The organism is Parabacteroides sp. CH2-D42-20 (assembly GCF_003670185.1).
GTDB classification, from domain to species: domain Bacteria; phylum Bacteroidota; class Bacteroidia; order Bacteroidales; family Tannerellaceae; genus Parabacteroides; species Parabacteroides distasonis.
In genome coordinates this window covers 50,863-75,280 of sequence record NZ_RAYG01000024.1, presented here as the reverse complement: position 1 = coordinate 75,280, position 24,418 = coordinate 50,863, and the positions used below count along the sequence as shown (strand labels likewise).

General features: G+C 45.5%; 17 protein-coding genes and 1 riboswitch. Of the genes, 7 read left to right on the top strand and 10 right to left on the bottom strand.

The window, feature by feature from the left end; genetic code table 11:
- Nucleotides 1-133: 133 nt before the first annotated feature.
- The 7 genes from cbiD to D7V92_RS15005 form a co-directional block, all read right to left on the bottom strand.
- Nucleotides 134-2,005, bottom strand: coding sequence for a cobalt-precorrin-5B (C(1))-methyltransferase CbiD (cbiD, locus tag D7V92_RS15035; RefSeq protein ID WP_121773207.1), 1,872 nt, complete (start codon nt 2,003-2,005; stop codon nt 134-136).
- Nucleotides 2,005-3,786 (bottom strand): precorrin-4 C(11)-methyltransferase, encoded by a 1,782-nt coding sequence (gene cobM, locus D7V92_RS15030; RefSeq protein ID WP_121773206.1) that lies wholly within the window; start codon nt 3,784-3,786, stop codon nt 2,005-2,007. The genes cbiD and cobM overlap by 1 nt, the downstream gene beginning before the upstream one ends.
- Nucleotides 3,783-4,982 (bottom strand): bifunctional cobalt-precorrin-7 (C(5))-methyltransferase/cobalt-precorrin-6B (C(15))-methyltransferase, encoded by a 1,200-nt coding sequence (locus D7V92_RS15025; RefSeq protein WP_011966305.1) that lies wholly within the window; start codon nt 4,980-4,982, stop codon nt 3,783-3,785. Before D7V92_RS15025 ends, cobM begins: the two co-directional genes overlap by 4 nt.
- Nucleotides 4,979-6,391, bottom strand: coding sequence for a precorrin-3B C(17)-methyltransferase (cobJ, locus tag D7V92_RS15020; protein ID WP_121773205.1), 1,413 nt, complete (start codon nt 6,389-6,391; stop codon nt 4,979-4,981). Before cobJ ends, D7V92_RS15025 begins: the two co-directional genes overlap by 4 nt.
- 56 nt (nt 6,392-6,447) lie before the next feature.
- A complete protein-coding gene (locus tag D7V92_RS15015) occupies nt 6,448-7,911 on the bottom strand; it encodes a PepSY domain-containing protein (RefSeq protein ID WP_121773204.1) in 1,464 nt (487 codons plus the stop codon).
- A gap of 18 nt (nt 7,912-7,929) precedes the next feature.
- Nucleotides 7,930-10,311, bottom strand: coding sequence for a TonB-dependent siderophore receptor (locus tag D7V92_RS15010; protein ID WP_121773203.1), 2,382 nt, complete (start codon nt 10,309-10,311; stop codon nt 7,930-7,932).
- A 147-nt stretch (nt 10,312-10,458) separates the two neighbouring features.
- Nucleotides 10,459-11,376 carry a sirohydrochlorin cobaltochelatase gene (locus D7V92_RS15005; protein ID WP_005856993.1) on the bottom strand — a complete coding sequence of 306 codons (918 nt, stop codon included), beginning with the start codon at nt 11,374-11,376 and terminating at the stop codon, nt 10,459-10,461.
- A gap of 127 nt (nt 11,377-11,503) precedes the next feature.
- Nucleotides 11,504-11,701, bottom strand: a riboswitch (cobalamin riboswitch).
- 86 nt (nt 11,702-11,787) lie between these two features.
- Between D7V92_RS15005 and aspT the strand changes: the two genes are divergently transcribed.
- From aspT to D7V92_RS14980, 5 genes are all read left to right on the top strand, one after another.
- Nucleotides 11,788-13,485, top strand: coding sequence for an aspartate-alanine antiporter (gene aspT / locus D7V92_RS15000; protein WP_008779873.1), 1,698 nt, complete (start codon nt 11,788-11,790; stop codon nt 13,483-13,485).
- A gap of 12 nt (nt 13,486-13,497) precedes the next feature.
- Nucleotides 13,498-15,147, top strand: coding sequence for a bifunctional aspartate transaminase/aspartate 4-decarboxylase (locus tag D7V92_RS14995; protein WP_121773202.1), 1,650 nt, complete (start codon nt 13,498-13,500; stop codon nt 15,145-15,147).
- 270 nt (nt 15,148-15,417) lie between these two features.
- On the top strand, nt 15,418-17,667 hold the full coding sequence (locus D7V92_RS14990; protein ID WP_121773217.1) for an aconitate hydratase: 2,250 nt from the start codon (nt 15,418-15,420) through the stop codon (nt 17,665-17,667).
- 23 nt (nt 17,668-17,690) lie between these two features.
- Nucleotides 17,691-18,968: an NADP-dependent isocitrate dehydrogenase gene (icd, locus tag D7V92_RS14985; RefSeq protein ID WP_005856984.1), complete on the top strand. Its 1,278-nt coding sequence runs from the start codon at nt 17,691-17,693 to the stop codon at nt 18,966-18,968.
- Nucleotides 18,969-18,973: 5 nt separating this feature from the next.
- On the top strand, nt 18,974-20,317 hold the full coding sequence (locus tag D7V92_RS14980) for a citrate/2-methylcitrate synthase (RefSeq protein WP_008772165.1): 1,344 nt from the start codon (nt 18,974-18,976) through the stop codon (nt 20,315-20,317).
- A gap of 112 nt (nt 20,318-20,429) precedes the next feature.
- Here the strand turns inward: D7V92_RS14980 and D7V92_RS14975 are convergent, their stop codons facing one another.
- Nucleotides 20,430-20,705 carry a putative quinol monooxygenase gene (locus D7V92_RS14975; RefSeq protein ID WP_057326245.1) on the bottom strand — a complete coding sequence of 92 codons (276 nt, stop codon included), beginning with the start codon at nt 20,703-20,705 and terminating at the stop codon, nt 20,430-20,432.
- A gap of 101 nt (nt 20,706-20,806) precedes the next feature.
- Between D7V92_RS14975 and D7V92_RS14970 the strand changes: the two genes are divergently transcribed.
- The gene (locus D7V92_RS14970) at nt 20,807-21,187 is read left to right on the top strand and encodes a GtrA family protein (protein WP_005856979.1); all 381 of its coding nucleotides are present in this window, start codon (nt 20,807-20,809) and stop codon (nt 21,185-21,187) included.
- 146 nt (nt 21,188-21,333) lie between these two features.
- On the opposite strand, the gene D7V92_RS14965 is transcribed toward D7V92_RS14970, so the two are convergent.
- On the bottom strand, nt 21,334-22,992 hold the full coding sequence (locus tag D7V92_RS14965) for an amino acid permease (protein ID WP_121773201.1): 1,659 nt from the start codon (nt 22,990-22,992) through the stop codon (nt 21,334-21,336).
- 114 nt (nt 22,993-23,106) lie between these two features.
- Between D7V92_RS14965 and D7V92_RS14960 the strand changes: the two genes are divergently transcribed.
- Nucleotides 23,107-23,439: a DUF3795 domain-containing protein gene (locus D7V92_RS14960; protein ID WP_121773200.1), complete on the top strand. Its 333-nt coding sequence runs from the start codon at nt 23,107-23,109 to the stop codon at nt 23,437-23,439.
- Between the two features lie 35 nt (nt 23,440-23,474).
- On the opposite strand, the gene D7V92_RS14955 is transcribed toward D7V92_RS14960, so the two are convergent.
- Nucleotides 23,475-24,206, bottom strand: a complete 732-nt coding sequence (locus D7V92_RS14955; RefSeq protein WP_121773199.1) for an SDR family oxidoreductase — start codon at nt 24,204-24,206, stop codon at nt 23,475-23,477.
- Nucleotides 24,207-24,418 lie beyond the last annotated feature (212 nt).

Sequence of the window (24,418 nt, the reverse complement as noted above, 5' to 3'; positions counted from 1 at the left end):
AGGGCAAAAGTACGAAATCCTCCTAATATGTATTCTTAAAGAATCCCTAATAAAAAAGAATAAACAGCTAAAAAGAAATGCTATTACAGTCTGGGGGGTGTAGAGACATAGAGTGCGTGCTGCGTCTCTACAGCTAAGATTGATACAAGACCTTGCCCTCTTCGGATATTAACAGCAAGGTTAGTTCGCCGTCGGGAAGGATAGGAGCGCAATACGATTTACATTTTTGTAAAAGTAATGGGAAGAAACGATTTTGTTCTTTTTCCGCAAGAAGCTCCCATAATTCACGGGCCAACGTAATCCGATTGATTGCATCTACGGTCGCCTCCTCGCATTTCGCTTCTTTCGCTACATCTTGAAGGAAGCCTTTGTTCATGACGACTTTTTTGCTGTGTGTATCTAGGAAACCTTCCGCAAGTTTCACCGCCTTGCCGATCATGATGCCTAAGATAACCTGCTTGAAACCTAAATCGGCAGCGATCTTTAGCGTCTCTCCGATAAAGTTCCCGTAATGGACGAATGATTGTGGAGGCAAAGAAGCGTATAAGCTCCGAAGGTAGCGTTCACTCTTCGCCCCGGAATTAATAACCAACGTCTCGCAACCTATCGCTTTGGCGACACTGGCTTCTTTCCGTATCGAGGCGATAAAAGCGTCCGATGAGAAAGGACGCACGATTCCGGATGTCCCGATAATGGAGATTCCCCCGATAATTCCAAGTTTCGGATTGAAGGTACGTTTCGCCAACTCCTCGCCACCGGGAACCGAGACCGTGACAATAGCGACGGAATCGGGTGAGGGCAGGAGTGGAATCAGCTCTTGCCGGATCATCTTACGGGGCGTGGCGTTTATAGCCGGGCCACCGACTTTCAAGCCGAGTCCCGGAAGGGTCACGGTTCCGACTCCTTCACCTGCTTGGAAGATGACTCTTCCCGTATCGTCGCTTTCTGTTTCTTGACAATGTTCTTCTTGTGCCATTACCGTGGCACAACCGGATGCATCGGGAGATAATTGAACAGTAACCCGGATCCGGCTATGATTCGTCACGTCCGGATCATCCCCAGACTCCTTGATCACGGTACAGGTGGCGGCGGAACACCCGGCCCATTCGGTATAGGCTACCGGCAACGTTATCTGTTCTCCCGAGGGTAATGTTATCTGGCTTTCTGTTTGTTCCTTCCTTGATAATAAGGTCAATAAAGCGGCTTTTGCGGCGGCGGTAGCACAAGCTCCGGTCGTATATCCGCTTTTCAAGGGAAAGAATTCGGGTAATAGGCGTTCGATTTGTTTGCGCAATCCGTCTTCACCATACACTCGGTAGAAAGTTTCCGGTAATGCGGGACGCTTCACGACAAATACTGGTATTCCGAATTGGCGGGCAGCGTTCACTTTATCCGTAAAATAGCCGGAGAAACCACTTTCCTTTGTCAAGATCGCATCCGGATGGAGTTGCTCCAACAACTTTAACTCATCCTCACCTTCTCGATAGAAAACCAGACGTTCTTGGGGGAAGCCCTGCTTCTCGGCCAACGACAAAGATTCCTCCCGCTCCAATATACGGAACCAAGTGGTATGCGATCGCCAATAAGGGCGGAGCGGGGCAAGGGTGTTCACGCCACTGAGGGCAAGTAGCCGTTGGATACCTTTGTTTTCCATTTGGTGAATTGCGTCTGCATAACTATCGCACCAAGTCAAGTCCTCATCACGAGGTGGATACCGACGTTCGTAACGGATCACCGGAATCTGTAAACATTTCGATACTTTTTCGATCGTTTGGTGTAACACTTGAGCGAAAGGGTGTGCCGCATCAATCAATAGCTTAATCGCGTGGTCACGACAAAAACACTCCATTTCCTCCGCATTCATGGCTCCGGTCAAACGGATTCCATGCGCGCATTCAATGGATTGCAAAGTTCCTTTCGTAGAATAGTAATAGGTAGCGGCTGCCTCGTCCGCTACCCGCACAGCCACACGGCCTTCTGTCGTTCCTCCAAGGATCAGTATCATTACTTACGGAAAAGATGTTTGAATTCATCCGCATATAAGCGGGATAGACCCTTGCGATTATCGATGGCATCCCCGACGACAAGTAATGTTGTCAGTGTAAGATGATTCTCTTTTACGATTTTCGCGAGATCTTTCAGTTGCCCACGGTAGATCCGCTCGTCTTTCCATGTCAATTTATAGCAAGCGGCTACCGGAGTGGTTGGAGCGTAATGTCGCGATAATTCCTCTTGGACCTTCTCTACGACACCGGCGCTTAAGAAGATACACATCGTACTTTGGCTTTGAGCCAGTTTGTGCAGTTGCTCTTTCTCAGGCATGGGCGTACGTCCTTCGCCACGAGTGAGGATGATCGTTTGTACTTTCTCCGGAATCGTGAACTGGGAATAAAGAGCGGCGGCGGCGGCTTGGAAAGAGGAAATACCCGGAGTGATATGATAATCCATCCCGTATTGATCAAAGTAATTCATTTGCTCTTGAATAGCTCCATAGATGCAAGGATCGCCCGTGTGCAAACGAACGACAAACAATCCTTTATCATAAAACTCTTTCATCAACGCGAACTGTTCTTCCAGATTCATATCCGCCGAGCTTCGCACCGTAGCGCCTGCCTTCGCGCATAAGGTAAGTTCTTTCGGGACGAGGCTTCCTGCATACAGGATCAAATCCGCTTTCTCCAACATTTGCCGTCCGCGGATAGAGATCAAGTCCGGATCGCCGGGACCGGCTCCTACGATCTCGATATGTCCCTTGCGGCAGGCCGCCCGATCTAACGCTACGGCAAAGGTATATTCATTTCCTTTCCCTAAATCCGCTTTTTGCTTCTCGACCAAAAGCGGACCGCCATGAGCCGCATAAATGGCGGAAGCTTCCGATACACTTGGGGATTCGGTTACCTCCAGTACTTTCTCCGATGGATTGGGTACCGGGATATCTTTCAGCTCCTCCGATGTATAGGTGTGGAAAGGGCATTCCATAACTCCATAAGCCAGTAATGTCAGCACCGGTTCGCATTTCTTCAAATCGATTGTATTTACATCCGCCAAAGCTTCCGGATATAGGCGTTTATCACGCAATACATCTTTAATATGTTCGTAAACGACCGTAGGATCGCCTTGCATATCCTTGCGGCAACCCATTCCTAGGTGGAGGACTTTCGGTATATAGGTGATCGTAGGGATGGATGTATCGTATTGTTGGGGACTGACGATCATCAATAACTCATAGTCTTGCTGCGGTATCGCCTCGAAGGAATAAAAGATAGAGACATGAGACGGGACCGTACGCTCCAAATAATCCGTTCCTTTATCTCGTATATCAAGGAGTAGCGCTGTCGGTTTTCCATTGACAAAAGTGGAGATGGCGGCATTGCTATCTTTGGCGATCAAGGTCCAATCGTATTTCTTCCCTAATGTATCGAGCGCCCATAGGTTTGCGTTGTCGCTTTGTGTCGTAATAATCGCTTCGGCTCCTAATAGGTTCGCTAACTCTTTGGAAAGATCGTTCGCTCCACCGATATGTCCAGATAAAACAGGAATCACGTATTTGCCGGTACTATCTATACAAACCACGGCCGGATCGGTATGTTTATCTTCCGCGAAGGGAGCGATACTGCGTACGCAAATTCCCATCGCTCCAATAAATACCAAACTACTGGATTCGTGAAAAACCTCTTTTGAGAAAGAGCCGAATGGTAAGATCTTCGCCTCGGGATAAGAAGCAAGAATTCGCTCAGCAAGCCCCCGGCTGCTATCGGATATTGGAATAATTGATATTGTACTCATAATTTATAAATAACATTCACGGTAATCGTATTAAAATCATCAATCGTGATACGGGTTTGGGCGGATATCCGAAGACCGGTTTGGCGGACCGCTTCCTCTAAAAGCGCTTTGCTTTCGTCGGATACGGAGTTGAAGACGATGACACCGTTCTCTTTCATCTTTTTGGAAACTACCATAAGGATCTCCACTAATTTCCCGCCATGTCCGCCGATAAAGATTGCATCCGGAGCCTCCAACGCTGATAAATCCACCGATAAGAAATCTCCGATTATAGCCTCGATACCCGGAGTCCCAAAACGACGGCAATTCTCAGTCATTAACTTTCGTCCCTCTTCCCGGATCTCAAAACTCGTGATATGCAAATGAGGGAACAGCAATTTAGCCTCTATCGAGACAGAACCCGTGCAAAAGCCGATATCCCAAAAACGTTCCCGGTTTCTCAGATCCAGCATGCTTAAAGATAACAAACGGATCGGCATTTTGGTTATCATCTTCTCCCGTCCGTTCAAATGCTCGAACGCGGAATCCGGCAGGCCGAATTTACGGGAATGCCCGTCACGCTCTTTCTTTAGGATCAAGCAATTCGGATGAACGAAATTATTCATTGCCGCGGCTTGTATACTGAATTGGCGGATGCTCTGCCGTTCGGTATTTCCTAACCGTTCTCCCACGAACATGGTATAATTATCATAGCCGTATTCCAGCATCCGGCGAGCGATAGTCGTAGGCGTATGTTCCCGATCCGTGAGCACGCCTATCTTAGACGCACTTTCGATCAAGGCACGATCGAACTCGTGCCAAGGCCGTCCGGTAAGGGAGACGATCCGCATATCGTGGTAAGGCATCAATAGATTTTGTGCCAAGAGTTGCAAGGAATTAAATGACGGGTACAGGCGGATTTGCGCATCCGGCAATCGGTTTTGAATCGTAACGGCGAATCCGAAAAACAAAGGGTCTCCGGAAGCGAATACAACGATGCTTTCCCGACCGTCGTACGAACGATAGCGATCGAAGACCTCGTCCAACGGGACTTTTATATCGATCCAGTCCGCTTTCTCGGGCAAGAGCGAACGTACGATCTCATGATGCCGCACGCCTCCGGAGAACACCCGGTGGGACGAGATTATCTCCAATATCTCCGGCGGAAAGTATTGCCGCATATTATCATCCAGCCCTATGACATAAAATCGGTTCATACGTCTCTTCCCGGCTTTAATTGTTCTGCGTCATTAAAACAAAGGATGGCATTCACTAGCGTAGCCGCTAAATTACTACCTCCTTTACGACCTTCCACGATTAGTTTCGGTATACCGATAAAAGGTTTCACCATATGTTTGGATTCCTGCACATGTACGAAACCTACCGGAGCCGCGATAATGCCAGCTGGAGTGGCTTTACCTTTACGTATTAAATCGCATAATTCCATAAGGGCGGTCGGGGCGTTCCCGAAGACAAACAGAGCGGTCGGATGCTCTTCCACGGCCCGACGAATACCGGCTTGAGTACGGGTAATTCCTTTGCTCGAAGCCATCTCAGCGACCTGCTCGTCTTGAAGGTAGCATTTCACTTCGACACCCAAACGTTGCAGAGCTCCCTTACGAATGCCGGAAGCAGCCATCGTGACATCGGTGATGATCGTAGGAACTTCCCCGCCGCTGATCTTATTATATAATGTAGAGACAGCATCCGGGTCGGCATAAAGGATATTTTCCATATCGAAATCGGCCGTCGTATGAATGGCATGGAGTAACGCCCATTTCTTATCCAACGGGATCTTTTGGTTTTTCAATTCCTTCTCGATCGTACGGAAACTACGGATCATGATGTCCTGTCCGATACCCGTATCCATTTTCTTTTGTTTGATCTCGCCATAATATCCCCGGGGAGTGATCATATGATTCCCGGAAAGATATGTTTGTGAGTTTCCGATCAAGACTACCGTAAACATATCGATCCGCTCGGGGTCCAGATCTGCGAGCGTAGTGACGAATACTTCTTGCTCCTCCCGTCCGGCCTGACGTACATAACCGACCGGAGTCTCCGGCTTGCGTTCTTGCAGGAACAATTCTTTTAAGCGATAGAGTTGCCAATAACGTCCCTCGCTTTTTGGATTATAGATCGCCGTAACAAAATCGGCCATGGCCGCCGCGTGAATCCGTTTCTCGATCAGTTCCCAAGGAGTCATCAAGTCTGAGAGGGAAATCACACAGAAATCATGTCCGATAGGAGCGCCAAGCAAGGACGCAGCTTTCTGGAAAGCGCTGATGCCCGGATACGACTCGATCTCGATCTCGCTTCCGGATTCTTTCTTCATCTCATAAATCAGAGGAGTCATGCCATAAATACCGGCGTCACCGGAACTGATCACGCAAACCGTCTTTCCCTCGTTGGCATAAGCGAAAGCTTGCTCGGCACGAGCTTGCTCACGTTTCATACCTGTATCTATACATTCCGTTCCCTCACGAAGCAAGTGGGTGATAAAACGGAAATAATATTTATATCCTATGATGACATCCGAGCTTTGGATAGCGGCCAAAACCGCAGGCGTTATATCGGCCTCGCTACCGGGGCCGATTCCGGCGACTATAATCTTGCCTTTATTCATTCAAATCTATTTTATAATACAATGTTCTCAATAAATATAATACAAATATACAGGCTTTACTTCTTTCTTCTCGCTTTTCGCCTGATATATTTTATCGCAAGCCATACACCGGATAAGGAAACGAACGTGCCTCCCAACATGGTTCCCCACATCACGATATTCCATAAGACCGGATGATCTACCAAGAATTTCAGATTCAAGCTATGCAATGCCGGATACATCCAATGGTTCCAACGAGACGGCGTATTTACATAACGGTATTGTCCATTACGGGGATTAATGTAATAACAACTATTATCCACGTCTTGAATAGATACTTTCCAGACCGGGAGTTCTAAATTCCTTTTTCGTGAGATATAATACGTATCATAAGCATCCAACAGTTTGATATCAGCCGTGGTCCCGATACCATGTATCTGAGACAATACGGAACGGATTTCTTTCGGTCGCAGGTTCAATAAAGATATCCCGTCACTCTTATTTGCGTTCACGACAATATCCTTCGTGTCTGTTTGTACGATGTAAAAGGGTATATCACCAAAACTACTCCATTCCAATTGACGGATCTGGCCGGGATAGGCTTGTACGACCGCCCTGTAATCCAACGGATAATCGAGTGGGGAAGGAGCCATCTTCCGCAGTTCTTGAACCGGGTTTATATCGAGCTTGGCTTTCAACCCCCAATCCTGTACACGAGCCAAAGACATCATACCACTAAAGCAGAAGGTGAGGACAAATAAACCGAATAACACCCCAAGAATATGATGCCATTTATACCAGAACTTCTTATAAGGGGAAATCAAATGACGTCTCCTCGCTAACCGGAAATCCCGTATTCCTAAATAGATCCCGGCGATACACATAACGCACCCGATTCCGGATAACCAGACAACTACCTTTATCCATAATTCAGCGTCTTGCCGCAAGGAAGTGAAATAGACCCAATGAGGGATCGCCCCGAGCCAAGCCCAGAAACGACTGTTTTTATCCGTATATTGCAAAACCTCCCCGGATTTAGAGGATATGTATAATTCATGTCGTTCCGGATCGGCGAAATGGAATTTATAGATCGGAAATTCCTCTTTTAAACGACCGAATGGAATCCATTGGTCCAAGGTATACAAGGAATCTACCTTCGCTATGGAAGAGGTATTCCATAGTGATGCCACACGTTGGATATGATTCCAGTCGATTACGGGTAATCTTTCCGTCGAGTCGGCAGGAATATCATAGCTCCCTTTCTCCGTCCGGAGATGAAAAACAGTTTGTCCCAAATAGCTGTTTAAGGTAACATGGTTTATCCGCTCGTTCTGCGGTAAACGTTTCTCTATCTGGTCTAACGAAGGAAGATTCTCCGGAGAGAGAATATCCATCTTCGCCCGTTTACCGGCCCGGTCCGCTCGCGGGAACGTATGGTAGATCATTACCAATCCCGATAGGAACCAAACGAGGAACAGGATACTGAGTGCCGTGCCCAGTATCCTGTGTATAAATTGCATGATCTTTGTCAATAGATTCATGAGCGTATGTTCTATATATTATAATGTATAGGAGATAGCCACTTGGAAATTACGAGGCATGCTTGGCACCATCTGTTGTCCGAGCGCTTGGTTATAATAATTGTTGTCAAACAAGTTATTCAAGTTGAATGTAAGGTGAATATTGTTGTTCAACAAATAAGACATACCGAAATCGGTTACCCAATACGGATCGAACCAAGAGTTGTTTGACGTATTACGGTATACTTTACCGGTATAACTGCTACTCAAGTGAAATTCCAGATTCTTCAAGACACCCCGAGGGATGGTATAACTGCCGTATGCGTAGAAAGTCTGGTTCGGTACGTTGCTCTGCCAGTTTCCTTCTTGGCTATTCAATTGTTGCTTTGTCTCATCCGGGTTATTGCCATAGATAGCCTCGATCAATTCCGGATCCTTTATTTCTTTCATCTCCCGGATCTTGGAGTCGTTCAATCCATAACCGATCGTCAGCGCTAAGGTGCTTACCGGAGAAAGAGTGACATCAAAATCAAAACCCTTGGAATCTTGTACACCCACCTGTCCGATTACGCTCATCGTGGTAGTCTCGCCGTTTACCTCCACTTGATAGTTGTTGGTCAACGTAGCCGTACTGTTCATCTTCCGGATATAGAACAAGCTGGCATTGGCGCTTAATATATTGTTCAATTGATATTTAAGCCCCACCTCGGCTTGGTATCCTTTCTCCGGCTTAAATACTTCCTCATTGCGAGCAGGCTCGAAACGATTTCCATCACCTCCTACATAAACGACATTATCTTGATAGAACGTACGGATCGGTTTGAAGAAAGAAGCGAAAGAAGCATAAATGGATGTATTCGGATGGGGCAGATAGACCGCTCCGAAACGATAAGTCAACGCCTTATTCTTTATCATATTGAAGCTTGAATGTTCCTCATACTCACGTCGTCCGGTAGGAGTTGTAGCGCTGGCGGACATATAACGGAAAAAGTCGTAACGTAGAGCGGCTAATACCTTCCATTGCTCGTTGAACTCAACCATATCTTGAAGATAAAGGCTGTTGGAATAATGATGCGTAACCGTTGCTTTCGAGAATTTACTGGTCATATATCCCATGCTATGCGGATCATAAACAGATACATGCGAATAAAGGCCGGGACCCTGAACATCATCTCCTAAATTATATCCCGAATAGCTGGTACGATTCAAGGCGACGAAAGAGTAACCTCCCATATACGTATGCTTTATCTCACCCGTCCTGAATTTACCGCTTAGCTCGAGCGTATTGGCTACCGTCTTGGCTATATGGGAGAAGCGAAGCGGGAAAGAAAGATATACACTGTCCAAACAGATATATTTTTTCTGGCCATTTTTCATATAATAATGATCATAGATCGGATCATCACTTTCGAGATAGTCGAGGGCTTCCGTCCCAAAATAGTTGATATCGTCGTTATTGTAAGAAAGGCGATCTGTTAGTTTTGCGCCGTTCCAAAAAGTATGTGTGTACTGCGTTGATATGTTCCAAGCGTGATTCTTCATAAAGTCGGACTCGTTATTGTAGCGAGCCTCACGGTCAAGTCCCGGTAGCATATCATTTTTATGGAGATATAACTGTCCTGTTTGCGCATTATATACATCATTTGCCATTAAATCGGGAAGACCAATCTCCGTTCCATAGAAGTCGCGGTTAAAACCTCCACGAACATCTAATAGGTCACGTTCCGTCATTTTAGCTTGCAATGCCAGATAACCGGAAAAGCGACGGTTGCCATTATCACGCCAGCCCTCTTGATCGGAAAAGTTGACATTGGCGTAATAATTGACCGGACCGACCAATTTACCGCCCATGCCAAGCGTCGCCTCTTTATTCTCGTAACTACCATAGGCCAATCGGGCGTTAACGCTCTGTTTCTCTGACGGGGATTTACGAACGATATTCAAGGTTCCACCTACGGCTGAATGTCCGTAAAGTACAGAAGCCGGTCCCTTTAATAATTCAATAGACTCGATACAGGATAGATCGGGTACGGGATAAGAGTTGTTTATTGCCGAACGTTCATCGCGGATACCGTCTATCATCATGATAGAATGATCGAAACCACGGATCGACAATTGTTGAAATGCGCCATAAGATGTCTGGAATCGTACGCCCGGCATAAAGCGTACCGCATCTTGGATATTACGGATACCTCGCAACTCCAAACTACTCGCCGTAATGCTATTAATTGAAATAGGAAGATATTTCATAGGTACGTCCAACTTCGTGATTTGTGGACGTGGCTTGCGTGCGGCGGTCGCTACGACTTCTTGAATATTGAATGTCGTATCGGCGAAATTCGTGTACTCATTCTTGTGTTGCGCCTGCATCGTACTGATACATAAGGCTGTCAACGGTAAGATTGTCAAAACTCTTTTCATATATTTAGCATTATAACTGTTTATTGTATGCATGTGAAATCCCTTTCGAAAGAAATTCCATTTTCCTTCGAATGAAAATTTAGTTTCTTTCGGAAGGAATTACTTTTTCTTCCGAAAGGAATAAAAAACATTGTGTAGTGAACTTTTTTAGTCCTTCTCTACCGCATAAGCTTTCTTCTTATCAACGATATCGATCATCTTATGTTTAGCCATGAAACGGGCATGTTCGATGAAGATCTTCTGGATATCCGGATTCTGTCCCAGACCTTCCATAAATACGCTTACCTCGTAGCCTTTCTTTTCCAATTCCTCTTTCCAATCACCGGCGATATCGTTTTTCGCATGGTCTCCGGCAACAAACATAAATGGCATCAACAAGACTTTCTTCGTTCCATTGGCCTTTACTTGGGCTACCATCGTATCAAAAGTAGGATAGCCCTCGATGGTTCCTACGGAATAATCCTTGAATCCCTTCTCCTTCAACATATAATCCAACATAGCATATTGGGCCGTCGCCGGTGTATAAGTGCCATGGCCTACCAATAAAGTAGCGCCTTCTTTCGCCCCATTTTTTATGATAGCGGCGATTACCGCCTCATAATCCTCCGGTGTATACAATAAAGGATTACCGATACGAATCTCCTTGAAAGAAGATTTCATGGTGGCAACATCCTTACGTAAGGATTCCATCTCGATACCTTCGATTATATTCGTGGATTGGATCAAGACATGTGTATAACCATCAGTCTTTAATTTTTCCAAGGCCTCGATCGGGTTCAGTTTCTCTACGCCACGAGCTTTTAAGCGGCGCATTACAATGCGAGAAGTCCATGCCTCACGCAACTCAACATCTTTGAAAGCTTCTTTCGCTTTTTGATTGATCGCGTCGATTGTCAAGGCACGGGTATCATCATGGGTTGTTCCAAAATGTACCATCAATAAAGCGGCCTTATCGCCCGGTTGTAAAGAGGCGAATAAATCGGATGCTACAAAATTCTCGCCATCGTGCGCACGACAAACTAGGCTGATGACCAGCAGGAAGAAAGATAGTAAGTGTTTCCTCATCATATGAATATATTAATAATTAGATTACATATCAATCCCACGGAGACAACGTATTATTCCGTCTCCAACATCTTTTAGATATAGGTGATATTTCTATCCTCTTAATTACTCCTAACCCCGGGAGGAATTAATCATTACTTCGCTTGGCAGGTTTCCTGACTGGCTCGGAAAGCAACCTTCCCATCTTTCTTAAGACAGTGGCATAGCAGAACGCTTTCCTTTTCAAGAGCTTCACAGTAGCGGGCACTGTTCCGGATTCTAACCGGATTCCCTTTTATAGAATTGTCGGTAGACAAACTCTATCACCTAAGCGGTCGCAAATTTATATAAATAATCCCGAAAAGTAACAACATCTTTCAAAGAATCCCTGTTTCAATAGCATCTTTTTTGTTTAACATCAAATAAATAGATATGGAATGGATAACTAATTTACTTCAACATTATCCGGAGCTAGCTATTTTCATAACCTTAGCTCTCGGTTTCTGGATTGGCAAGTTTAAGATAAAGAAGTTCACGCTGGGAACGGTTACCAGCGTATTATTGGTCGGTGTATTGATCGGGCAATTAAAAATCGATATAAGCGGACCGTTAAAGTCCGTCTTTTTCTTGATGTTCCTCTTCGCTGTAGGATATAGTGTTGGGCCACAGTTCTTCCGGGGATTGAAAAAGGAAGGTCTTCCTCAAATGCTTTTCGCCGCCGTCATGTGTGTGTTTTGCTTGATCGCTCCTTTTTTACTGGCGAAACTTATGGGATATAACGCAGGCGAGGCCGCAGGATTATTGGCGGGCTCCCAGACGATGTCGGCAGTATTAGGAGTTGCCGAAGATACGATCGGACAGATGAATATTAGCGATACGGATAAAAGCGCTATGGTCAACGTGATGCCCGTGGCCTATGCGGTAACTTATATTTTCGGTACGGCAGGATCCGCATGGTTGGTGAGTGATATCGGGCCACGTCTTTTAGGAGGACTCGACTACGTGAAAAAAGCCTGTAAAGAGCTAGAGGCTAAAATGGGAAATAACGACGAGAGCGAGCAACCGGGCTTTATGCCTGCCGCCCGTCCGGTAACTTTCCGGGCCTATAAGATTAGTAATGAATGGTTCAAGGAGGGTAAAAGCGTAAAGCAGTTGGAGGAATATCTGGACCAATTAGGACGGCATTTGTTCGTGGAGCGTGTCCGTATTAATAATGTACTAACCGATGTTAAACCGGATTTGGTTTTACATACCGGAAATGAGGTTGTCCTAAGCGGTCGCCGGGAATTCGTGATCGGAGAGGAGAACTGGATTGGCGACGAGGTCAATGACATTGAATTGCTCGATTTTCCGGCAGAGACGTTACCCGTACTAGTGATCCATAAGGAATACGTGGGGAAAAAGATCTGCTATTTACGCAATCAATCGTTCATGCACGGTGTTAGCGTCAAGTCCATAAGGCGTGCGGGTATCAATATCCCGGTCTTGGCCGCTACGGTGATAGATTCCGGTGATATGTTGGAATTGGTGGGTATGAAATCAGAGGTAAATAAAGCGGCTACGACTTTAGGATATCCCGATCGCCCAACCAATCAGACCGATTTGATTTTCGTGGGTATCGGTATTTTCTTAGGGGGAATTTTAGGTTCGCTCGCGATTCATTTCGGAGGTGTCCCGATCAGCCTGAGTACGAGTGGCGGCGCTTTGATAGCCGGACTCGTCTTTGGATGGCTTCGTTCCAAGCATCCGACCTTCGGGCGTATTCCGGAGCCTTCCGTCTGGATATTAAATAATTTGGGACTGAATATGTTTATCGCCGTAGTCGGTATCACGGCGGGTCCCAGTTTCGTGACCGGATTGAAGGAAGTCGGTATAAGTTTATTTATTATCGGTGCTTTAGCGACATCTATCCCGCTTATCATCGGTATTCTGATGGGACGTTACGTTTTTAAGTTCCATCCGGCTATCACTTTAGGTTGCACGGCAGGTTCACGTACGACAACCGCCGCATTAGGAGCGGTGGAAGATGCCGTAGGAAGTGAGACTCCAGCCTTAGGCTATACCGTTACCTATGCGGTGGGTAATACTTTATTAATCATCTGGGGTGTCGTTATTGTGCTAATCATGTAATATATATAATGTATGGACAAGAAGAAAATACATGTCACGAGAGAATATGAGAAAAAGATGTCGGAGATTAGCCCTTTCGAGCTAAAGAACATCTTGATAGAGTTAGCGGATGAGAGCGCTCGTAAAAGTACGCACATCATGCTGAACGCAGGAAGGGGAAATCCAAACTGGATCAGTACGGTTCCACGGGAGGCATTCTTCCTATTAGGGCAGTTCGCCTTGGAGGAATGCCAGCGGGAAACCGAATTGGCAGATGAGATGGCCGGAGCCGCAGGGGTTCCCAACCGCAAAAGGATCGCGTCTCGCTTCGTACAGTTTCTAAAGAAACATGCGCAATCTCCCGGCGCTACTTTATTGAAGGGTACCTATGAATATCTGGTCACGGAAAAAGGTGTAGATGAGAATGAGCTTGTATACGAATGGGCGGAAGGTGTCATTGGTGATCAATATCCGGTTCCCGATCGTATCTTGAAATATACGGAAATGCTCGTGCGGGATTATTTAGACCAAGAATTATGTGATAACCAGCCCCCTGAGGGAATATTCGACCTTTTCGCTACCGAGGGCGGAACTGCCGCCATGTGTTATATCTTCGATTCCTTGCAGCAGAATTTCTTGTTGAATAAGGGAGACAAGATCATTCTCTTCGCTCCGGTATTCACTCCTTATATAGAGATTCCGGAACAGGCTCGTTATCTTTTTAATGTCATAGAGATAAAAGCCTTGAAGATGACAAAAGACGGCTATCACACGTGGCAATATCAAGAAAAGGATTTAGATGTCCTGAAAGATCCTAGCGTGAAAGCCGCTTTCATAACAAACCCGAGCAACCCGCCTTCATACGGATTGACAAAAGCATTGATGAATAGGATCGTTGAGATCGTACGGAACGACAATCCCAACCTTATGATTATTACGGATGATGTGTATGCGACATTTATTCCGCATTTTCGCTCGATGATGGCCGAATTACCAAAGAATACGTTATGTGTCTACTCTTTCTCCAAATATTTCGGGGCAACCGGATGGAGATTGGCGGTAATCGCTTTACATCAAGATAATATTTACGACCGGATGATCCGTGAATTGCCAAGAGATAAACAGGAGCTTCTAAAAAAACGATATAGCAGTCTATCCTTACATCCCGAGGATATCCGCTTTATTGATCGTATGGTAACCGATAGCCGTCAAGTAGCCTTGAATCATACGGCCGGTCTTTCCTTGCCACAACAAACACAAATGTCTCTGTTTGCGTCTTTCGCTCTATTAGATGCGGAAAATACCTATAAGAAAAGGATGCAGGATATGATCCACGAGCGTTTACACACATTGTGGGAAAGCACCGGATTCACCTTATTGGATGACCCTTTGCGTGCGGGATATTATAGCGAGATCGATATGCTTGTCTGGGCTAAGAAATTCTATGGGGATGATTTCGTGGAATATCTAAAAAAGAATTACGAACCTCTGGATGTCGTTTTCCGTCTGGCACAGGAAACTTCCTTGGTTTTACTGAACGGAGGAGGTTTTGATGCTCCCGAGTGGTCTATCCGCGCATCTTTAGCCAACCTTAAACGGGAGGATTATGTCCGGATTGGAGAGGGTATCGCATCTATTTTGCATAGTTATGCCCAAAGATGGAAAGAAAGTCTCGATAAGTAGAAAAAACAGCTCCAAGGCTTGAACAAAACGGGCTAATGGTACGTTTTATTAATAAACGTGCGATTAGCCCGTTTTTCTAAGTTATCCGGGAGATTATAAATAACCTCTATAACCTCATAGAAATTATCGAACAAATTGTATTTCATTATATTATATATTTGTTGATAATAAAAACAAAGACTCATTGGCAGATGTCTTATTTATTACATTTTAGCTGGTTATAGATAAATATATTTGCGAAAAGGCTTACAATAAAAAACGAATATGAATATGGTGTACGACATTGACATGCTTAGAAATTTCTATGCGAATTTCCCCAGAAGAGTGGACACAGCCCGCGAACGTATCGGTGGTCGCCCGATGACCTTGGCCGAGAAAATCTTATATGCGCATCTATACGATGAAAGCTCGACTCGCCTTTTCAAAAGAGGTGAGGATTATGTGAATTTCCGTCCCGACCGTGTGGCTATGCAAGATGCCACCGCTCAGATGGCGCTTTTACAATTCATGAACGCCGGAAAAGAAAAATCCGCAGTACCGGCTACCGTGCATTGCGACCATTTGATCCAAGCGAATATGGGAGCCAAGACGGATATCGATACGGCTACCAAAAGCAATAGCGAGGTCTATGATTTCTTGAAATCGGTCTCCGATAAATATGGAATCGGTTTTTGGAAACCCGGAGCAGGCATTATCCATCAAGTGGTATTGGAAAATTATGCGTTTCCCGGCGGTATGATGGTAGGAACTGATTCACATACCCCGAATGCCGGAGGACTTGGAATGGTCGCTATCGGAGTAGGAGGAGCCGACGCCGTGGATGTCATGACCGGAATGGAATGGGAACTGAAGATGCCGAAACTAATTGGTGTTAAGTTAACTGGTAGTTTGAATGGTTGGGCCTCGCCGAAGGACGTGATTCTTAAGCTAGCGGGCATCTTAACCGTAAAAGGTGGAACGAACGCTATCATCGAATATTTCGGTCCGGGCACCGCCTCCATCTCAGCGACCGGAAAAGCTACGATCTGTAATATGGGTGCCGAGGTAGGAGCGACTACTTCTTTATTCCCATTCGATAATACAATGGCTCAATATCTTCGTGCCACGGGACGTGACGAGGTAGCGAGCTGGGCCGAAGCTATTGGTGAATATCTGGAAGCGGATATGGACGTTCGTGCCGAGCCAGATAAGTTTTACGATCGTGTAATCGTTATTAACCTTTCCGAATTGGAGCCGCATATCAACGGTCCGTTCACGCCGGATGCAGCTACGCCTATCTCGGAGTTTGCCGCAAAAGTAAAAGCGAATGGCTATCCCCGAAAGATGGAGGTCGGATTAATCGGTTCCTGTACCAACTCTTCTTATCAAGATCTAAGCCGTGCGGCATCCATTGCTCGCCAAGCTTATGAGGATAAAATACCGGTAGCGGCACCCTTGATCATCAACCCGGGTTCCGAGCAAATCCGTTATACGGCGGAAAGAGATGGTATTATCGGTGATTTTGAACGGATTGGCGCAACCATTATGGCGAATGCCTGTGGTCCTTGTATCGGACAATGGAAACGTCATACGGATGATAATACCCGTAAGAATTCGATCGTTACTTCATTTAATCGTAACTTCGCTAAACGTGCGGACGGTAATCCGAATACACATGCTTTTGTCGCTTCTCCGGAACTGACACTGGCCTTGACCATCGCAGGTGATCTATGTTTCAATCCTTTGACCGATACCTTGAAGACAGAGGATGGTAAGGTTGTGAAACTGAAAGAACCGAAAGGCACGGATTTTCCGCCGAAAGGTTTCGAGGTAAAGGATAACGGCTATCTGGCACCTACGGGTAAGAACGTAGTGGTGAACATCGATCTGGAATCCAACCGCCTACAAGCATTAAAGCCTTTCGCTCCTTGGAATGGAGAGGATTTCACGGATATGCCCCTTCTTATCAAGGCTGAAGGTAAATGTACGACGGATCATATCTCGATGGCCGGTCCATGGTTACGTTTCCGTGGGCATTTGGAAAATATATCGGATAATATGTTGATGGGAGCCGTAAACGCTTTCAACGGGAAGACAAACTCTGTATTGAATCAACTGAACAATGAATATGAAGCAGTTTCTGCCGTAGCGAAACAATACAAGGCAAATGGTATTTCCTCGATCGTCGTAGCGGAAGAAAACTATGGTGAAGGCTCTTCCCGGGAACATGCAGCCATGGAGCCTCGCTTCCTAAATGTAAAAGTGATCCTAGCCAAGAGTTTCGCCCGTATCCACGAGACAAACTTGAAGAAACAAGGAATGTTAGCATTGACTTTCGCCGATAAGGAGGATTATAGCAAGATCCGTGAGAATGACCATATCTCGATCATCGGATTGAAAGATTTTCAGCCGGGCAAACCGTTGACGGCCGTTCTTCTTCATGCGGATGGTACGCAAGAATCATTCCCGGTTAACCATACGTATAATGATTTACAAATTAAATGGTTCAAGGCGGGTTCCGCTTTAAATACAGCTCACTAAGACAAACAAAAAATCTTGATATCATGAGTAAGATAACAAAGAAAGGTAATCATATTTTCGTTCCGGATCACGTGACGATCCCTTATATTGAAGGAGATGGCGTGGGGCATGAGATCACTCCCGTTAGCCAAAAGATAGTAAACGCTGCCATCAAGCAAGCTTACAACGGAACCCGTTCCATCGAATGGAAAGAGGTCTTAGCCGGCGAAAAGGCGTTTAAGCAAACCGGAAGTTGGCTTCCCGATGAGACTATGGAAGCGTTCCGTGAATACATCGTCGGTATTAAGGGACCGCTGACGACTCCAATTGGTGGAGGTATCCGTTCATTAAATGTGGCCCTCCGTCAGACGTTGGATTTATATGTTTGTCTCCGTCCGGTTCGTTGGTTTAAAGGAGTCGTATCTCCGGTAAAGGAGCCGCAGAAAGTGAATATGTATATCTTCCGTGAGAATACGGAAGATATCTATGCCGGAATCGAATGGCAACAAGGGACTCCGGAGGCACAAAAGTTATTGAAGTTCCTCACCGAGGAAATGGGAGTGAAGAAAATACGTTTCCCGGAAACTTCCTCTTTCGGCATCAAGCCGGTTTCTGTGGAAGGTACGGAGCGTCTGGTGCGTGCCGCTATCGAATACGCGATATTGCATCAGTTACCGAGCGTGACTTTGGTACACAAAGGTAACATCATGAAATTCACGGAAGGTGGTTTCAAACTATGGGGATACGCTTTAGCGGAACGGGAGTTTGCGGATCTCACTTTCACATGGCCTCAATATGAGAAGATCAAGAAAGAGCAAGGTGAGGAAGCGGCCAATACCGCCTTAGTGGAAGCTTCAAAGGCCGGTAAAATCATTATCAAGGATGTCATAGCCGATGCTTTCTTGCAAAACACTCTATTAATTCCGGAAGAATATTCCGTGATCGCTACCTTGAACCTGAACGGCGATTATATCTCCGATCAATTAGCGGCGATGGTAGGTGGCATTGGCATTGCTCCCGGCGCTAATATCAACTATAACAGTGGTCATGCGATCTTCGAGGCAACACATGGAACCGCTCCGAATATTGCGGGAAAGAATCTCGTAAACCCCTCTTCCTTATTATTATCATCCGTGATGATGCTGGAATATATGGGATGGAGTGATGCGGCTAACCTGATTACATCCGCTATGGAGCAAGCTTTCTCCGCTGGAGAGGCCACTCATGACTTGGCTCGTTTTATGCCGAACGGCAAATCTCTCGGCACCAAAGAATTTGGTGATCGTATCATCTCTATTATCGAAACAATTAAATTAGTATAGTCATGTTGAAGAAAGAATATTTAATTTACAAATTGTCCGAGGCTGCCAGAGAGGCTTGCAAGATCGACAACGAACTTTTCCCGATGTATAATGTGAAACGTGGCCTTCGTAACGAGGATGGTAGTGGCGTGTTAGTAGGATTGACCCAAGTCGGTAATGTAGTAGGATACGAACGCTTGCCAGAGGGCGGTCTTAAAGCGATCCCCGGTAAGTTATTCTATAGAGGTTACGACGTAGAGGATTTAGCGCGTGATTTCATCAAGGAAAAACGGTTCGGTTTTGAGGAAGTGGCTTATTTATTACTTTCTGGTAAACTCCCCGATAAAGAGGAATTATCAGCCTTTAAAGAACTGTTGAACGATAATATGCCCTTGGAGCAAAAGACCAAGATGAATATTCTGGATCTGGAAGGACAGAACATCATGAATATATTGGCTCGTAGCGTATTGGAGATGTATACCTTCGACGCAAACCCGGACGACACCTCCCGAGATAACTTAATGCGCCAATCTATTGAATTGATCTCTAAGTTCCCGACGATTATCGCTTATGCCTACAATATTTATCGTCATAGCACACAGGGGCGTTCTTTACACATCCGTCATCCGCACGAGAACTTATCGATCGCAGAAAATTTCCTTCACATGCTGAAACGTGATTTCACGGATCTGGACGCACGTACGTTGGATTTGCTCTTGGTATTGCAAGCAGAACATGGTGGTGGTAATAACTCTACGTTCACGGTACGCGTCACTAGTTCTACGGGAACGGATACGTACTCATCTATCGCAGCTGGTATCGGCTCATTGAAAGGCCCGTTGCACGGAGGTGCCAATATTCAGGTAGTAGATATGTTCCATCATTTGAAAGAGAATATCGCGGATTGGAAGAACGTGGACGAGATCGATACTTATTTCATGCGGATGCTTAACAAAGAGGCTTATAACAAGACAGGCTTGATCTATGGTATCGGCCATGCGGTCTATACGATTTCCGATCCCCGTGCGGTCGTATTAAAGGAACTGGCTCGTGATCTGGCAAAAGAGAAAGGTCGCTCTGAGGAATTCGCCTTCCTTGAGTTATTAGAGGAAAGAGCGATCGAATGTTTCGCCAAGCATAAAGGAACTAAGAAACGGGTTTCCTCGAACGTGGACTTCTATTCCGGATTCGTTTATGAGATGATCGGTTTGCCACAGGAAATCTATACGCCTTTATTCGCCATGGCCCGAATCGTGGGTTGGACCGCTCACCGTATCGAGGAGTTGAACTTTGACGGAAAACGCATCATCCGTCCGGCTTACAAGAACGTTTTGGACGATCGGGAATATATCTCCATCAACGAGCGATAACACTAAAAAAATCATAGTTATGTTTTCTTTCATTCATAGTTATAAGTTGAAGGATTCATAACTATGATTTTTTAGCATGCTCAGGCTGATAATAATATCCTACATAAAACCCTTAAAATGTAAATTTCTCAAGTTTCATCGCACCTAATCCTTGCAATTTAGGAACCAACGTTACGAAATGCTCAGCTTTTTCGTGAGCTGATAAGGATTCAGCGTCTTTCCACGTCTCACAAATCATCAATACATCACTACGAGTAGCGCTCTCGAAAATATCATAAGCAATACAGCCATTGTCTTTCAAAGACTTTTCAACCAATTCTTTCGCAGTCTCCAATGCGGCGGGACGATTCTCCTCACTTACTTGAATAAATACATTTAGTCTAATCATACTCATAATTGTTTTAAGAATGTTACATACTTGATCAAAAGTACAGCACAAATATAGAAATAAACCCGTATATTTGTCATTCGAAACGTATAATTAACAGCATGAAGGAATCTGTTCGTATTCTTCGTTTCGCCATTGTAGGTTCTTCTAACGCTTTGATCACCGCATTGGTAATCTGGATATTAATGGATATTCTGGATTGTAATTACTTGTGGTCGAACATGGCTGGATATGTGGCTGCCTTGGTGAATAACTTCTTTTGGAGTAAATACTGGGTATTTTCTTCCGGGAAAGGTAATTTCTGGAAGGAGATTCCTTTATTCCTAATCGCTTTTGGTTGCGCTTACGCTACTCAATTCATATTCTTGCTTTTAATGGTGGAGGTGATCGATCTAAATGAATATCTGGGTCAGTTCCTTGGACTTTTCGTTTACGGAGCCGTTAATTTTATGATGAATAAGAGGCTTACTTTTAAGAGCTAGAATCCGATAAATCGTATCAAAGGAAGTGGTATAGTACGCCAGTAGTGGTGAAGGTCAACGCGACTATTCGCATAAGCCTTCACCACTACTGGTGTTGACCATCGGGACTAGTCGCGTGAGCCATCGAGACTAATCGTGCTGAATCGCTAACGGGTAAGGCTCGTAAACTGCTTCCCGAGTCTGTAAAGATAGAAAGCTAGATGCGTAAAAGCGAATACGAATGAGATAATCAATAAGACTTTACTTTCGCCCCATCCCACGGTTTGCTGGTGCCAAAGCCCCGTAATCACGCAAAGCACGGATAGGGTAATACCGATCATATCCAATGTGGTCTGTCCCGAGCGATGTTTCTGCATATGTTCCAGTTTGCTGTGTTTGATGCCATAGCAGACATATATATCCAGACCGATTAACATCCATAATACCAAACGAATCCATGTATCAGCCGGGAGAAAAAGCATCATCACCAGACAAGTTATGATACCGGCGATAGGCACGAACGGAACCAACGGGGTTTTGAAAGACCGGGGAGCGTCCGGCATTGTCTTACGGACAATCAATACCCCGGCGCAAACTAGCGTAAAGGCGAACAAAGTCCCGATACTACACATCTCGCCCGCTACGCTCGCCGGAACGAAAGCTGCCAATGTACCGACCAATAACATAAACAGGAAATTACTTCGTGCCGGCGTGCGGAATTTCTCATGGATATGGGAAAATAGGGGAGGAAGCAGCCCATCCCGGCTCATACTCAAGAATACACGGCTCTGTCCTAATAACGTTACCATGATAACCGAGCAATACCCCAGTAAAATAGCTATTACGATCGCCCGGTTCATCCAAGGGTAATCCGGACGAATCACACCAGAAGCATCCATTTGTCCCATATGATCGATAGCTATTGCCACAGGAGCGATTCCATTCTGGCCAGCAAAAGCGGAGTAATGTACGACTCCGGTCATCACGTGGGCAAACAGCATATATAATATAGTACAAACCACCAATGACATCAATATCCCGATCGGCATATCCCGTTTCGGGTTCTTGGTTTCCTGCGCCGCCGTACTTACAGCGTCGAAACCGAGGAAAGCAAAGAATACGATAGCCGCCCCTCGTAGGATACCGGAAAATCCGAACTCGCCTAGAGTCCCTGTATTAGTGGGGATATAAGGCGTATAATTCTCCATACGGATATATTTCCATCCCAAGACTACGAACACCAAGACTACGGAGACTTTCAAGAATACGATGATCCCATTGAAGATAGAACTGCCTTCCGTTCCTCGTATCAACAAAATACTCATTAACACCACGATCAAAAAAGCCGGGATATTCACGATACCGCCATCCCAAGGGCAAGCCGTCAAGGCTTGCGGTAAATGCACTCCGAATCCTTCCAGAAAAACGACCAAATACCGACTCCAACTTATGCTAACGGTCGTAGCGGCCACGCAGTACTCGAGCACCAAATCCCAACCGATAATCCAAGCGACCAACTCACCCATCGTGGCGTACGAGTAGGTGTATGCGCTACCTGCCACCGGGATCATGGAAGCGAACTCGGCGTAACATAACCCGGCGAAACAACAGCCCAAGGCGGCGATAGCGAAAGATAAAGTAATGGCAGGCCCCGTATACCCGGCGGCCACCGCACCCGTAATGGAGAACAATCCGGCACCGATAATAACACCGACACCTAAGGCGATCAAACTCCACGGGCCAAGGATACGCTTCAGCGATTTACTGCCCGAATCATTTGCCTCGGTCATCAAATCCGCTAAAGGCTTCTTTATAAATAAACCCATCTGTATAGATTAAAAAATTAGTAATTGGGCGCAAAGGTAGGAATTTTTATTATGTTTGCCGAAAAGTAAAAGCAAGGACAGAAACAAACAAGAAAATAAATAGACAATTAAATAATGAAACAATTGATAGCCTGTTGCGGATTAGATTGCGAAAGTTGCGATGCCCGCATAGCCACAGTTAAGAATGATGATGAGCTAAGAGAAAAAACCGCCCAAAAGTGGAGCGCCATGAACAATGCGCCCGAAATTACAGCCGCAACTATAAACTGTATGGGGTGTCGTGCGGACGGAGTGAAATTTGCGTATTGCAGTGATTATTGTGAAATACGCAAATGTGTATCCGTAAAAGGCTTTAATACATGTGGCGATTGTGATGAATTAGATAGTTGCCAGATAGTCGGCGCAGTCCTTCAGCATGCTCCCGGCGCAAGAGAAAATCTATTGTAGAAGCAAATAAAGATAAATCTCTAACATATCCGATCCTAATTCCGTATTGGCAGCCGTTCCCAAAGCCACTCAGGGATCAGTCTCCAGAGAAAGACAAGGATAGCGTATTTCCAATCGATGATCGCCCTTCTCTTTTTCCGGTCTATAGCGTTGGCGATACGCAGGGCGGCATATTGGGGAGACATCAGCATAGGATAATTCCTGCCGTCTTTTAATAAATCCGTACGGACAAATCCCGGACGGATATCCGTAAATATAATAGGCTGTTTCTCCATACGGGAAAGTTGGGCTAAAGCGTCTATATAAATATTTTGGTATCGTTTGGTAGCCGAGTAGGAGGGAGCGACACCTAATCCTTTGGTTCCGGCAATAGAGCTGATTACAGATATATGCCCGCCACCTTGACTGGAAAAATAACGATAAGCAGCTAGTACCATACGTGTAAAACCCGTCACATTCGTCTGTATCGTAGCTTGTTCAATGGAAGTGTCTAAGTATTTATTCTGGTTGCCGATCCCTGAACTAAGCAAGAAGATGTCCATTCCTCCCAAATCACGGATCAACTCTTCCAAACGATCGGCGGCATCCTCGGCGGTCACGTCCAACCGCTTTATCCGGATATGTTCCGGATCTTGCCTACGAAGCTCTTCTAATCGATCCACCCGACGGCCAGCCAACCCTAATTGATATCCTCGTTTCCAATAGATCTTAGCGACCTCATAGCCAATACCGGAGGTAGCGCCAATAATGATAATTCGTTTGACCATAATACTTGATGCCATAAATTAACAATAAAGACAAATTAAATTCTCATGCCATGTCTACTGCAACCCGCCTTGCAGTAGTACTGCACCGCACGTGCAGCGTCACTGCAACGGGCGTGCAGTAACACTGCAAGGCGGGTTGCAGTGACGCAGGTTAAGTAACATACGGCTAAAATAGCATAAAATCCCTTGCAATCCCCATCTGTTTCGTTATA

Coding starts and splice junctions, on each gene's coding strand:
- cbiD (WP_121773207.1), bottom strand. CDS start 2,005: ATGATACTGATCCTTGGAGGAACGACAGAAGGCCGTGTGGCTGTGCGG.
- cobM (WP_121773206.1), bottom strand. CDS start 3,786: ATGAGTACAATATCAATTATTCCAATATCCGATAGCAGCCGGGGGCTT.
- D7V92_RS15025 (WP_011966305.1), bottom strand. CDS start 4,982: ATGAACCGATTTTATGTCATAGGGCTGGATGATAATATGCGGCAATAC.
- cobJ (WP_121773205.1), bottom strand. CDS start 6,391: ATGAATAAAGGCAAGATTATAGTCGCCGGAATCGGCCCCGGTAGCGAG.
- D7V92_RS15015 (WP_121773204.1), bottom strand. CDS start 7,911: ATGAATCTATTGACAAAGATCATGCAATTTATACACAGGATACTGGGC.
- D7V92_RS15010 (WP_121773203.1), bottom strand. CDS start 10,311: ATGAAAAGAGTTTTGACAATCTTACCGTTGACAGCCTTATGTATCAGT.
- D7V92_RS15005 (WP_005856993.1), bottom strand. CDS start 11,376: ATGAGGAAACACTTACTATCTTTCTTCCTGCTGGTCATCAGCCTAGTT.
- aspT (WP_008779873.1), top strand. CDS start 11,788: ATGGAATGGATAACTAATTTACTTCAACATTATCCGGAGCTAGCTATT.
- D7V92_RS14995 (WP_121773202.1), top strand. CDS start 13,498: ATGGACAAGAAGAAAATACATGTCACGAGAGAATATGAGAAAAAGATG.
- D7V92_RS14990 (WP_121773217.1), top strand. CDS start 15,418: ATGGTGTACGACATTGACATGCTTAGAAATTTCTATGCGAATTTCCCC.
- icd (WP_005856984.1), top strand. CDS start 17,691: ATGAGTAAGATAACAAAGAAAGGTAATCATATTTTCGTTCCGGATCAC.
- D7V92_RS14975 (WP_057326245.1), bottom strand. CDS start 20,705: ATGATTAGACTAAATGTATTTATTCAAGTAAGTGAGGAGAATCGTCCC.
- D7V92_RS14970 (WP_005856979.1), top strand. CDS start 20,807: ATGAAGGAATCTGTTCGTATTCTTCGTTTCGCCATTGTAGGTTCTTCT.
- D7V92_RS14965 (WP_121773201.1), bottom strand. CDS start 22,992: ATGGGTTTATTTATAAAGAAGCCTTTAGCGGATTTGATGACCGAGGCA.
- D7V92_RS14960 (WP_121773200.1), top strand. CDS start 23,107: ATGAAACAATTGATAGCCTGTTGCGGATTAGATTGCGAAAGTTGCGAT.
- D7V92_RS14955 (WP_121773199.1), bottom strand. CDS start 24,206: ATGGTCAAACGAATTATCATTATTGGCGCTACCTCCGGTATTGGCTAT.